The organism is Pseudomonas sp. Arb-4-2C, assembly GCF_055755015.1.
The window spans coordinates 1,070,606-1,082,669 of the sequence record NZ_CM146899.1 but is presented as its reverse complement, the minus strand read 5'-3'; the positions used below and the strand labels follow the sequence as shown (position 1 = coordinate 1,082,669).

General features: G+C 60.5%; 14 protein-coding genes. 5 read left to right on the top strand and 9 right to left on the bottom strand.

The features are described from left to right. Positions 1 to 3 precede the first annotated feature (3 nt). Genes AC0J41_RS04860 through AC0J41_RS04850 form a run of 3 tightly spaced genes read right to left on the bottom strand, consistent with a single transcriptional unit; the run spans position 4 to position 2,427 of the window. Positions 4 to 720 carry a PA3715 family protein gene (locus tag AC0J41_RS04860; protein WP_473014723.1) on the bottom strand — a complete coding sequence of 239 codons (717 nt, stop codon included), beginning with the start codon at positions 718 to 720 and terminating at the stop codon, positions 4 to 6. 37 nt (positions 721 to 757) lie between these two features. Next, the gene (locus AC0J41_RS04855; RefSeq protein ID WP_473014722.1) at positions 758 to 1,492 is read right to left on the bottom strand and encodes a PA3715 family protein; all 735 of its coding nucleotides are present in this window, start codon (positions 1,490 to 1,492) and stop codon (positions 758 to 760) included. A gap of 23 nt (positions 1,493 to 1,515) precedes the next feature. Further along, positions 1,516 to 2,427 (bottom strand): LysR substrate-binding domain-containing protein, encoded by a 912-nt coding sequence (locus tag AC0J41_RS04850; protein WP_473014721.1) that lies wholly within the window; start codon positions 2,425 to 2,427, stop codon positions 1,516 to 1,518. A 77-nt stretch (positions 2,428 to 2,504) separates the two neighbouring features. Here AC0J41_RS04850 and AC0J41_RS04845 point away from each other — a divergent pair, with 77 nt between their 5' ends. Next, positions 2,505 to 2,993 carry a DMT family transporter gene (locus AC0J41_RS04845; RefSeq protein WP_473014720.1) on the top strand — a complete coding sequence of 163 codons (489 nt, stop codon included), beginning with the start codon at positions 2,505 to 2,507 and terminating at the stop codon, positions 2,991 to 2,993. Between the two features lie 156 nt (positions 2,994 to 3,149). On the opposite strand, the gene yiaY is transcribed toward AC0J41_RS04845, so the two are convergent. Continuing rightward, on the bottom strand, positions 3,150 to 4,298 hold the full coding sequence (yiaY, locus tag AC0J41_RS04840) for an L-threonine dehydrogenase (protein WP_473014719.1): 1,149 nt from the start codon (positions 4,296 to 4,298) through the stop codon (positions 3,150 to 3,152). 153 nt (positions 4,299 to 4,451) lie between these two features. Between yiaY and AC0J41_RS04835 the strand changes: the two genes are divergently transcribed. Further along, positions 4,452 to 5,471, top strand: coding sequence for a DUF4917 family protein (locus tag AC0J41_RS04835; protein ID WP_473014718.1), 1,020 nt, complete (start codon positions 4,452 to 4,454; stop codon positions 5,469 to 5,471). A gap of 72 nt (positions 5,472 to 5,543) precedes the next feature. Here the strand turns inward: AC0J41_RS04835 and AC0J41_RS04830 are convergent, their stop codons facing one another. Continuing rightward, a complete protein-coding gene (locus AC0J41_RS04830; RefSeq protein ID WP_003222480.1) occupies positions 5,544 to 6,086 on the bottom strand; it encodes a helix-turn-helix domain-containing protein in 543 nt (180 codons plus the stop codon). A 106-nt stretch (positions 6,087 to 6,192) separates the two neighbouring features. Here AC0J41_RS04830 and AC0J41_RS04825 point away from each other — a divergent pair, with 106 nt between their 5' ends. Both AC0J41_RS04825 and AC0J41_RS04820 read left to right on the top strand, forming a co-directional pair. After that, a complete protein-coding gene (locus AC0J41_RS04825) occupies positions 6,193 to 6,975 on the top strand; it encodes an aldolase (RefSeq protein ID WP_025110710.1) in 783 nt (260 codons plus the stop codon). Positions 6,976 to 6,999: 24 nt separating this feature from the next. Next, on the top strand, positions 7,000 to 7,881 hold the full coding sequence (locus AC0J41_RS04820; protein WP_473014717.1) for a dihydrodipicolinate synthase family protein: 882 nt from the start codon (positions 7,000 to 7,002) through the stop codon (positions 7,879 to 7,881). Between the two features lie 135 nt (positions 7,882 to 8,016). Here AC0J41_RS04820 and AC0J41_RS04815 read toward each other — a convergent pair whose 3' ends face one another. From AC0J41_RS04815 to AC0J41_RS04805, 3 genes are all read right to left on the bottom strand, one after another. Next, positions 8,017 to 8,361 (bottom strand): YegP family protein, encoded by a 345-nt coding sequence (locus AC0J41_RS04815; RefSeq protein WP_025110712.1) that lies wholly within the window; start codon positions 8,359 to 8,361, stop codon positions 8,017 to 8,019. A gap of 183 nt (positions 8,362 to 8,544) precedes the next feature. After that, positions 8,545 to 8,850 carry a ribbon-helix-helix domain-containing protein gene (locus AC0J41_RS04810; RefSeq protein WP_103305539.1) on the bottom strand — a complete coding sequence of 102 codons (306 nt, stop codon included), beginning with the start codon at positions 8,848 to 8,850 and terminating at the stop codon, positions 8,545 to 8,547. Positions 8,851 to 8,863: 13 nt separating this feature from the next. Then, the gene (locus tag AC0J41_RS04805) at positions 8,864 to 9,445 is read right to left on the bottom strand and encodes a DJ-1/PfpI family protein (RefSeq protein WP_473014716.1); all 582 of its coding nucleotides are present in this window, start codon (positions 9,443 to 9,445) and stop codon (positions 8,864 to 8,866) included. 279 nt (positions 9,446 to 9,724) lie between these two features. On the opposite strand from AC0J41_RS04805, the gene AC0J41_RS04800 reads away from it, so the two are divergent. Further along, the gene (locus AC0J41_RS04800) at positions 9,725 to 10,630 is read left to right on the top strand and encodes a DMT family transporter (protein WP_473014715.1); all 906 of its coding nucleotides are present in this window, start codon (positions 9,725 to 9,727) and stop codon (positions 10,628 to 10,630) included. Between the two features lie 59 nt (positions 10,631 to 10,689). Here AC0J41_RS04800 and AC0J41_RS04795 read toward each other — a convergent pair whose 3' ends face one another. After that, positions 10,690 to 11,907 carry a class I SAM-dependent methyltransferase gene (locus tag AC0J41_RS04795; RefSeq protein ID WP_025110716.1) on the bottom strand — a complete coding sequence of 406 codons (1,218 nt, stop codon included), beginning with the start codon at positions 11,905 to 11,907 and terminating at the stop codon, positions 10,690 to 10,692. Positions 11,908 to 12,064 lie beyond the last annotated feature (157 nt).

The window sequence follows — 12,064 nt, the reverse complement described above, 5'->3', positions numbered from 1 at the left end:
GGGTCAGTAACCTCTGAGGTCTTCAGGAACGATGTACTGCTGGCCATCGTAAGTCAGGGTGATCTGTTTTTTCTTCAGCTCGGTGGTGTTCGAAACGCACTGCCCTGCGGACTGGGTGTTTTTCATTTTGCTGCCGCTGGTGGTGACGATCAGATCGGCGAAGCCATTGTGGCTTGATGGAGCGATCTCGAGCGTCCGGCGGATTTTTTTGCTGTAGCCCTCGCAGTTATTCACGAACTCACCGTTGTCCTTGAAGACCACCAGGCCCTCAAGCACCGGGCGCAAGCTGTCACCTTCGCGCACATACAGCGCCAGATCGGTTTTCTCGTAGGGAATGGCATGAGAACTGTGCACGAATTTCGCTCGCAGCCCAAACGCGCGGATATCCGGCGTCAGGCGGTAGCGCGCCGTATCGATGCGCACATCGTCAAGACGCACGGCATCCGAGTTGTAGGCGCCCGGCTTATGGTAGGTGGCGATGGGTTTGGCGTTGCTGGCATTGAGGAGCGCCAGGTCCAGGTCGAACGCCCCGGCATCGTCGCCGCCGGAATCGGCCAGGTAGGTGGATTTGACCGAAATCGCCTGACTCGGGAACGCCGGCCAGACGTTGCAGCGCGACATGGATTTGCCGTCGAAACTCTTGGTGGTGCAGGCAGCCTGGGCGTGGGTGGTGATGGCCAGGAAACCGAGGGTGATCAGGAGTCTGGAGGGGTTGAGCATGGTTCTTCCTTGATAAGTGTCGTTTTAAGCAAGCCGGTTACAGACCTTGGAAACCGTTAGGCAAAACGTAGGATTTTCCGTCGTAGTGCAGAGTGGTCAGCACGGGTTTACGGTTCGTGGTTTTCATTTCGCAATTGTCCGGCGGCCCCTCGCCACTCACGCCGGTGGTGACCGATTTCACGATCAGGTCGGCAAATCCGTGGGAGCTGGTTTTACCTATTTCGATAGTGCTGATTGTGGTCGCACGTTCCCCCGCGCAGTTGCCATCCCATTCGCCGCCAAAGCGGTAAACCAGCATCCGATCCAGTACCGGACGCAGCTTGCCGCCTTCTTTCACATAGAGCGACAACTGGGTTTCATCCAAGGGATTGACGCGTGAGGAGTTTTTGAAAATGGCCCGTACGCCAAAGGCACGAATGTCAGAAGTCAGCTTGTAGCGCGCAGTGTCCAGTTCCAAGCTCTCCAGCGCGAAGGCGTCAGACTGGAACGCGGACGGTTGATGATATGTCGCGAGCTGGGTCAAGTTGTCGACTGACGACACGGATAAATCCAGATCGTAAGAGCCAACCCTATCGCCATGGGCGTACACCGGGTCTGGTTCAAACTTTGCTATCGCATTGATCGTCAGCGCCGGAACGACAGGCCATTCCTTGCAGACAGAAAAATCCCACTGCCCTGCCACCGCTGGCGGCAAGCACTCGGCGGACGCCTGCCCTGCCATCAACCACCCACACAGGACCCAACACCCAACCCATCCAGACTTCACTGTCATACCCGACTCCCTGATAACTTTTTTCAGCCGCGCACTATCCCCTCCTCAATCCTGCGATTCAACCAGTTCAACGCCTGATCCGCACCCCGGCGCCTATGCCACGCCAGCACAAACGTGAACGGCGCGATCTCGAACGGGGGCGGCAACACGATCAATTCCTGCTGATCAATATCACGCACGCTGCGCGACGACACGGTGAGAATCAAATCCGTACCGCTGATCAACTGGGGAGCGACGTTCCAGTGCGGCAGGCTGATGGCGACGCGGCGGCGCTCGCGCAGTGAGCTCAATGCCCGTTCGATTTCCGGAGTGCCGCTGCCGCGCATTTCCAGCAGAACGTGCGGGCGCGACAGGTAGGTCGGTAAATCCAGAACCCCGTCGGCCGGCAAGCTGCGGCGATCCAGCAGGCAGACGTAGCGCTCTTCGAACAGCACGCTGCTGCGTAATTCGTTGGGCATTTCCGGGAACACCCCAGCCGCCACGTCGATGTCACCGTTGAGCACACCTTCCAGCATGCCCTCGCGGCTGGCGTGGCTGATTTGCAGGTCGATGCCCGGGGCTTCGCGGCGCAGGGTGCGGATCAATCCGGGCAGGATGATCGCCGCGCCATAGTCTGACATCGCCACGCGAAAGGTTCGCCGCGCAGTGGTCGGATCGAAGGTATTGGGCGCCAGCAACGACTGCACCTGGGCCAGCGCTTCGGTCAGTGGCGCGACCAGCTCCAGCGCCCGCGCTGTGGGCACCAGGGTCGAACCGGCGCGCACCAGCAGCGGGTCGCCGAGCAAGTCGCGCAGACGCGCCAGGGCATGGCTGACTGCGGGTTGGCTCAAGTGCAGCCGCTCGGCGGCGCGGGTGACGTGTTGCTCGCTGAGCAAGGCGTCGAGGATCACCAGCAGGTTCAGATCGATACGGCGCAGATCATTCATCTTGTGCATGTTCAGGATGACAAAACGGAATTTAAATCTGCGCGACGAATACCTTAGAGTCCAGCAAAACCTGCTGGAGAGTGATCATGAGTACGTTGCAGTGGGCCGGCCTGTTGCTGCTGGCCGCGTTTGCCGGGGCGGTGGTGCCGTTCCAGAGCGCGATCAACAGTAATCTGGCGCGGGGGCTGGGGCATCCGTTATGGGCCACGCTGGCGTCGCTGCTGGTCAGCGTGTTGCTGTTGTTGCCGGTGATTCTGGCGTTGCGCCTGCCGCTGCCGTCGCTGGGCTTTATCAGCAAGGCGCCGCTGTGGATGTGGGCCGGGGGTGCATTCGGCGTGTGTTTTGTGGCGCTGGCAGTGATGTTGCTGCCGAAGCTGGGGGCATCGGGGTTTGTTGCGCTGGCGCTGGCCGGGCAGGTGATCGCGTCGATGGTGCTGGACCACTTCGGGTTGTTTGGGCTGGTGGAGAAACAGCTGACGGTGTCGCGGCTGTTGGGGGCGTTGTTGCTGATTGGCGGGGTGGTGTTGATTCAGTTCGGCGGGGTGTTTGAGAGGAATGTGGCAGCGGTTGGTTAATCCAGATAGTTATTCAAGGCCTGGAAGTCAGCCATCGCGAGCAGGCTCGCTCCCACATGTGATCGCATTCTCCTGACGAAATGCGAACAACTGTTGGAGCGAGGCTGCTCGCGAAGAGACCAGCGAGTTCGGTTGAAAATATCAGGACGACGTATCTCAAAACGCGTTGCGGAAAATCTCCTCGATCTGCCGCTGATCCGCCGCCCGTGGATTGGTCAGGCCACACGCGTCTTTCAGGGCATTGGTGGCGAGCACCGGGATGTCGCTGAGCTTGGCGCCAAGTTCACGCAGGCCACCCGGAATATCGACATCCCTGGCCAGGCAACGGATCGCGTTGATCGCCGCCTGAGCGCCCTCTTCCGGACTGAAACCAAGAATGTCCGCGCCCATCGCATGGGCCACGTCAGTCAGACGTTCGGCGCAGACCAGCGCGTTGAAGGCCTGCACATGCGGCAGCAACACCGCGTTGCACACACCATGCGGCAAGTCGTAGAAACCGCCCAACTGGTGCGCCATCGCATGTACGTAGCCGAGCGACGCGTTGTTGAACGCCATGCCGGCAAGGAACTGCGCATAGGCCATGTTCTCCCGCGCCGCGAGGTCGCTGCCGTCGCGCACGGCCAGGCGCAGGTTGTTGCTGATCAGGGTCATGGCCTTCAGTGCGCAGGCGTCGGTGATCGGGTTGGCGGCGGTCGAGACGTAGGCTTCGATGGCGTGGGTCAACGCGTCCATGCCGGTGGCGGCGGTCAGGCTTTTCGGCATCGCAACCATCAGCGCCGGGTCGTTGACCGACAGCAGCGGCGTGACGTTGCGGTCGACGATGGCCATTTTCACGTGGCGAGATTCGTCGGTGATGATGCAGAAACGGGTCATCTCGCTGGCGGTGCCGGCGGTGGTGTTGATGGCGATCAGCGGCAGTTGCGGCTTGCTCGATTGATCGACGCCTTCGTAGTCGCGGATCTGTCCGCCGTTGGTCGCGCACAAGGCGATACCCTTGGCGCAGTCATGGGGCGAACCGCCGCCCAGCGACACCACGAAATCGCAGCGACTTTCCTTGAGCAGTCCCAACCCGGACTCGACGTTGGCAATGCTCGGGTTCGGTTTGGCCCCGTCGAAAATCACCGAGTCGATGTCCTGCATCGCCAGCTTTTCGGCAAGCATGGTCGCCACACCGGCCTTGGCCAGCCCCGCGTCGGTGACGATCAGCGCCTTGCGAAAACCATAATTGCGGACCGCAACCATGGCCTCGTCCAGGCACCCGTTGCCCATGATGTTTACGGCCGGAATAAAAAAGGTGCTGCTCATGCGCGTCTCCTGACTGGGGCCGAATCGACTGCTCCGATACGGCGGATGCGCACAGGATCGACCGATCGGTCACCACCGATGTTGATCTGGCTCAATGCTCGCTCGTGATAAAGTCGCCGCCCATCCGCCCCTTGTTTTGAGACTTCCTACGCAATGACCGATTTTCTGGATGTCGACGCCACCCTCGAAGACTGGAGCGCCCTGCGCGCCACCGCTGACTTCAACGGTCTGCTGGTGGGCAATGGCGCCAGCCGTGCGGTGTGGGACGATTTCGGCTACGACTCGCTGTTCGAAAACGCGCGCACGATAGAAGAAAAACCGCTGAGCCCGTCGGAACTGAGCGTGTTCGACGCCCTGCAGACGCGCAGCTTCGAGCAGGTGCTCGGCGCGCTGAAAACCACCAGCCGGGTCAACAAGGCACTCGCCGTCAGCTCGGCCGCACCGCGCAATCGCTACTACGCGATCAAGGAAGCGCTGATCAACACCGTGCACGCCGTGCACATCCCGTGGCGGCTGGTGCAGGCCTCGACGCTGGCGACGCTGAATGAAGAACTGGCGCGCTATCGCACGGTGTTCACCAGCAATTACGACCTGCTCAACTACTGGGCGCTGCAACACGACAACGAGGCCATCGACGATCTGTTCAATGGCCCCAATGCCAGTTTCGACCTGAGCGAAAGTGCCACGGCCAAACCGCGTTTGCTGTACCTGCACGGTGGTCTGCACCTGGTGCGCAATCAGGACGGCACTGCACGCAAACTGACTTCGACCGAAGGCACCCTGCTCGGCAGTTTTGCGATCAACAACACGATCAAGACCCTGGATGACGTGCCGCTGTTCGTCACCGAAGGGCCGAGCGCGGACAAACTCAAGACCATCCGCAGCTCGGATTATCTGTCGTTCTGCTATGAGCAGTTATTGGGTCATGGCGACAGTCTGTGCATCTTCGGCCAGGCCTTGGGCGAGCAGGACGCGCATATCATTCGGGCCTTGCGGTTGGCAAAGCCAAAGACCGTGGCAATCTCGATTTATCCGCGCAGTGCGGCGTTCATCCAGCATCAGAAGCGCCATTACGCCAAGGTGTTCGAAGGGACCGGGGTTGAGTTGCGGTTCTTTGATTCGAAGACGCATGCGTTGGGCAGTCCGAAGTTGTCGGTGCCTGTCGAGGTTTGATGCAGACCTGACTGACACCTTCGCAAGCGAGCCCGCTCCGGGCGGCGTTCCGACGCAGCTTTCGGGGTCGGCTCATTCTTCCGAGCTGTGCACCACCACCAGCAACTGCGCCTGCACCTCGCCCACCGACCTGATCCGGTGCGGCTTTTGCGCATTGAAGTGCAGCGCATCGCCGCGCTCCAGCAGCACCCGCTCGTTCATGAAGTCCACTTCCACCTGCCCTTCGTGAACGAACAGAAACTCCTCGCCCAAATGCTCCTTGAACGTCTTGTCGGTGAATTCGCTCGGTGGGTAGATGATGAACGGCAGCAGGTTGCGTTCGCTGACCTGATGCGCCAGCACCGCGTACCCGGGGCTCTGGTCATTGGCCGCCAGTGACTGGCGTTCGTGGCTGCGCACCAGGCTGTAGCTGTCGAGGCTGACGTTGTCTTCGGAGAACAACTCCTCGACCTTCACGTTCAGCGCTTTCGCCAGTTTCAACGCCGCAGCGATCGACGGGGTATTCAACCCGCGTTCGACTTTCGACAGGTAACTCTTGGTCATGCCGGATTTTTCGGCCAACGCCTCAAGGGTTACGCCAAGTTTTTTTCTCAATAATTTCAAACGGATAGACATGCGCAGCGGTTATTCCATCAAGGAAGCGACGATTTATGCTTGCTTATGACACTTTGTGTCATATAGGCTCTTTAGTGTCATTTGCAATCACCCAAAGGACACAGACATGGCCAAGACATTAGCACTACCCAAAGAACAACTGGTCAAGCAAGCGCTGACCCAGATGCAAAAAAGCCTGGCGGATAATACGTGGACCGATCGGCAAAAGCTGGCATTGACCTGCCGGATTCTGTTCGAAAGCGGGCATGACTCCGGTCTGGCCGGACAAATCACCGCCCGTGGCCCGCAACCCGGCACCTATTACACTCAACAACTGGGCCTGGGCTTCGATGAAATCACCGCGAGCAATCTGCTGCTGGTCAACGAAGACCTCGAAGTGCTCGAAGGTCACGGCATGGCCAACCCGGCCAACCGTTTCCACAGCTGGGTCTACCGCGCCCGACCGGACGTGAACTGCATCATTCACACCCACCCGACGCACATTGCCGCGCTGTCGATGCTGGAAGTGCCACTGCAGATTTCCCACATGGACCTATGCCCGCTGTACGACGATTGCGCGTTTCTCGAAGGCTGGCCAGGGGTACCGGTGGGTAACGAGGAAGGCGAACTGATCGCCGGTGCGCTGGGCGACAAACGCGCGATTCTGCTCTCGCACCACGGCCAGCTGTCGACCGGTACCACGATCGAAGAGGCCTGTGTCATCGCCCAACTGATCGAGCGCGCCGCCAAGTTGCAATTGCTGGCGATGGCTGCCGGCACGATCAAGCCGATCATTCCGGCGCTGGGTCGCGAGGCTCATGACTGGGTGTCGAAACCCAAACGCCACGCCGCCGCTTTCAACTACTACGCTCGGCAGAACCTGCGCCAACACGCCGATTGCCTGAACTGATTTGACCTTTCACGGAGACTCAACATGTCCAACATTCACGGCATTATCGGCTACACCATCACCCCGTTCGGCGCCAATGGCGAAGGCCTGGATCTGCCGGCCCTCGGTAAGTCCATCGATCGCCTGATCGACAGCGGCGTCCACGCCATCGCCCCGCTGGGCAGCACCGGCGAAGGTGCCTACCTGAGTGACGCCGAGTGGGATCAGGTCGCCGAGTTCAGCCTCAAGCACGTCGCCAAACGGGTGCCGACCATCGTCAGCGTATCCGACCTGACCACCGCCAAAGCCGTACGCCGCGCGCGCTTCGCCGAAGCTCACGGTGCCGACGTGGTGATGGTGCTGCCGGCCTCGTACTGGAAGCTCACCGAGGCGGAAATCCTTGCCCACTACCGCGCGATCGGCGACAGCATTGGCGTGCCGATCATGCTCTACAACAACCCGGCCACCAGTGGCACGGACATGTCGGTGGAGCTGATTCTGCGCATCGTCAACGGCGTGGAAAACGTCACCATGGTCAAGGAGAGTACCGGCGACATTCAGCGCATGCACAAGCTGCAACTGCTCGGCGACGGCCAGGTGCCGTTCTACAACGGCTGCAATCCGCTGGCACTGGAAGCGTTTGCCGCCGGGGCCAAGGGCTGGTGCACCGCCGCGCCGAACCTGATCCCGCAGCTGAATCTGGACTTGTACGCGGCCGCGCTGGCCGGTGACCTGGAGCGGGCGCGCGAGCTGTTCTATCGCCAGCTGCCACTGCTGGACTTCATCCTCAAGGGCGGTTTGCCGGCGACGATCAAGGCTGGATTACGTGAGACAGGGCTGGAGGTTGGTGATCCACGGTTGCCAGTGTTCCCGTTGAGCGAGGCTGGGCAAGGCCAGCTTCAGGCAATCCTCAAGACCCTGCGCTGATCCTCAGGCAATACACAAAACCCAATGTGGGAGCGGGCTTGCTCGCGAAAGCGGTTTATCAGTCAACGAAAATGTTGAAGGTAACGCCGCCTTCGCGAGCAAGCCCGCTCCCACATTTTTGATTTTCGGTGTTCTTCAGAGCACCGGCAACGTCTTGTCCTTGATCACTTTGCTCGGCCCGTTGGCCTTGACGCTGGCAATGCCTTTGGCGCATGCGGCGTCTGTGGAGTACGACTCGCTGCTGCCGATGATCTGGTGGTTGGCAGCCTTCAGATTGAAGTACGGATGGCCATCCTTGGTGGTCTTTTTCTCGTAACGTTCATCCAGCGGGCTGTTGGTCTGCACTGAGGCAATGCCGTTGTCGGCTGCCGCGCGGGTGGTGTAGAGCTCGCTGGTGAGAATGGTTTCGGCGTTGGCGGCCTTCAGTACAAACCTGAACTGACCGTTGCTGCTTTTGCTCACTTCGTACCATCCGGACATGCTCGTTTCTCCTGGGCGTTTGAGAGGTTTCGCGCTTCAGAGTAAAGACCAGCTCCAGACGTCTGTCGCCTGTCCTGGCCTCTTCGCGAGCAAGCCCGCTCCCACAATTGAACGCATCCCATTGGGATAACCCGGCCGAATGTGGGAGCGGGCTTGCTCGCGAAAGGGTCGACTCGCTATCGGCTATTTCACCGCCGCCCGCACCACCGACAACTCCGGCGCACTCACCCGCCGCTGACTTAGATACCGCGTGCAACTCACCCGCAAGAAGGAGGCAAAATTCACCACCTCCCCGCGATAATCCATCACCTCTTCATACAGCTTGGCGATCAGTTGATTGGTGGTCATACCATCGACTTCGGCGATTTCGCTGAGGATGTCCCAGAACTGGTTTTCCAGGCGCAGGGTCGTCACCACACCGCAGATGCGCAGCGAGCGCGAGCGTGATTCGTAGAGAATCGGATCGGCCTTGACGTAGAGCTCGCACATGGGCGAAACCTCGTTACAGGGTGATTTGGGTGCCCAGCAAGCCGAGAAAGCCGGCCAGCCAGTTCGGATGCGCCGGCCATGCCGGTGCCGTGGCCAGATTGCCTTGAACGTGGCCGTCCGTCACCGGAATGTCGATGTACGTACCACCCGCCAGGCGCACTTCCGGGGCGCAGGCCGGATAGGCGCTGCATTCGCGCCCTTCGAGAACGCCCGCCGCCGCCAGCAGTTGCGCACCATGGCAGACCGCGGCAATCGGCTTGCCGGCCTTGTCGAACGCGCGCACCAGCGCCAGGATTTTTTCGTTCAGGCGCAAGTATTCCGGCGCGCGACCGCCCGGGATCAGCAGCGCGTCGTAGTCTGCCTCGGCGACCTTGGCGAAGTCGAAGTTGAGGGCGAACAGGTGACCGGGTTTCTCGCTGTAAGTCTGGTCACCTTCGAAGTCATGGATCGCGGTACGCACGGTCTTGCCGGCAGCCTTGTCCGGGCACACGGCATGCACGGTGTGACCGACCATCTGCAGGGCCTGGAACGGCACCATCACTTCGTAGTCTTCGACGTAATCGCCGACCAGCATCAGGATTTTTTTCGCGGCCATGGGGAGGACTCCTCTGGGAAAGGGCTTGCAGGAGTATTCAAGGTAGACCTTATCCGCTCGGGCAGGTAACAACCGGCTACTACGGGAGACCGCGTTATCGTTCTTCGCGAGCAAGCCCGCTCCCACAGAAAAATGCATTCCAAGGGTGGGAGCGGGCTTGCTCGCGAAAGGGCCATGGAACTGTATGGATAAGTCTGTGCCTAGCTGTAGCAGCCCGAACCACCCGGTTTATGGCTAGATGAAGCCACCTTCCCTGCCACCTTCGTCTGGTTACCCATCATGTCTTCGCGCGAAAACACCGGCATGGCCCTGGGCCTGCTCGGGGTTGTGATTTTCAGCCTCACCCTGCCCTTCACCCGGATCGTGGTGCAGGAACTGCATCCGTTGCTCAATGGCCTCGGTCGGGCGTTGTTCGCGGCAATTCCGGCGGCGCTGCTGCTGTTGTGGCGCCGGGAAAAGTGGCCGACCTGGCAGCAGGTCAAAGGCCTGAGCCTGGTGATCGCCGGGGTGATCCTCGGGTTTCCGGTGCTGTCGGCATGGGCCATGCAGACCTTGCCGGCGTCTCACGGCGCCTTGGTCAACGGTCTGCAGCCGCTGTGCGTGGCGCTGTATGCGGCGTGGCTGTCCCATGAACGCCCGTCGAAAGCCTTCTGGGCCTGCGCCGCGCTGGGCAGTGCGCTGGTGCTCGGTTACGCGTTGTACACCGGCGCCGGCAGCATTCAGGCCGGGGACTTGTTGATGCTCGGCGCGATTGCCGTGGGGGGGCTGGGGTATGCCGAGGGTGGCCGACTGGCGAAAGAGATGGGTGGCTGGCAGGTGATCTGCTGGGCGCTGGTGCTGTCGACGCCGCTGCTGATCGGGCCGGTGTTGTACCTGGCGCTGCAGCATCAGGGTGCGGTGTCGGCCAAGACCTGGTGGGCCTTCGGCTACGTGGCACTGTTCTCGCAGTTTCTCGGGTTTTTCGCCTGGTACGCCGGGCTGGCAATGGGCGGGATCGCGCGGGTCAGTCAGATCCAGTTGCTGCAGATCTTCTTCACCATCGCGTTTTCGGCGCTGTTCTTTGGCGAACATGTGGAACCGATCACCTGGGTGTTTGCCTCTGGTGTGATCGCCACCGTGATGCTCGGCCGCAAGACCGCCATCAAACCCCATGTGGGAGCGAGCCTGCTCGCGAAGGGGCCGTAACAGCCGGCATCATCGTTGGCTGGCAGTCTGCCTTCGCGGGCAGGCTCGCTCCCACAAGGTCAGGCCAGGTAACCGTCGGCGCGCAGCAGGGTTTCCAGGCAGTGCTCACTGATGTTGTAGAACGCCTTCAACTCCTCAATCTTCACCAACAACTGAGCCGGGTCTACCGGCTCGGCGCGCTTCACCGCAAGGATCATCTTGTTTTTGTTGGTGTGCTCCAGCGAGATGAACTCGAACACCTTGGTCTCATACCCGCAGGCCTCAAGGAACAGCGCACGCAGACTGTCGGTGACCATTTCCGCCTGCTGACCGAGGTGCAGACCGTATTGCAGCATCGGCTTGAGCAGCGCCGGGCTCTGAATCTGCAGGCGGATCTGTTTGTGGCAGCACGGCGAGCACATGATGATCGAGGCACCCGAACGAATGCCGGTGTGGATCGCGTAGTCGGTAGCGATGTCGCAGGCATGCAGGGCGATCATCACCTCCAGTTCGCTCGGCGCGACGCTGCGCACGTCTCCGCACTTGAACACCAGCCCCGGGTGTTCCAGCTTCGCCGCAGCGGCGTTGCACAGGTTGACCATCTCTTCACGCAACTCGACGCCAGTGACTTCGCCTTCGGCCTGGAGCGTGTTGCGCAAGTAGTCGTGAATCGCGAACGTCAGGTAACCCTTGCCCGAACCGAAATCCGCCACGCGCACCGGTTTGTCCAGCGCCAGCGGTGACGAGGTCAGGGCGTGGCTGAAGACTTCGATGAACTTGTTGATCTGCTTCCACTTGCGCGACATTGCCGGGATCAACTCATGCTGCGCGTTGGTCACGCCCAGGTCCTTGAGGAACGGTCGGCTCAGGTCGAGAAAGCGGTTCTTCTCGCGGTTATGCTCGGCGGAGGGCGCTTCACGCAATTGCTGAGGTTTGCTCTTGAACAGCGAACTCTTGCCCTTTTTGCTGTATTCGAGCTGGGCTTCGTCGGTCACGGTCAGCAAATGCGCATTCTTGAACGCAGCCGGCAGCAGTTCGGCAATCACCGCCACGCCTTCGCTCAGCGGCAGGTTCTTGGTGATGTCGCGGGTCTTGTAGCGATAGACAAAGGACAGGTTGGGCTGAGCCTTCACCGTCACCGCCTTGACGATGATCCGCTGCAGATCCGCTTCTTCGCCCACGTACTTGGCCAGCACCAGCTTGATGAAGCCGCTCTGCTCGAGGCTGGTTTGCAGCAGCTCGATGAACTGGGCGTGGTGATCGGGCGCAGGCTTGATGGAAGGAGCAGTAACGGACATGGAAAAGCGGCCTCGGACGGGCGAAATCGGGAATGGCGGGTATTTTAGGGGGGAAGGGAGTTGGGGACACGCTCTTATTTACCCAACGGTGCAAACCGTGGCGTTTAACCTTGTGGTGAGGGGATTTATCCTCTCACCACAAGGAAACGGCTGTGCC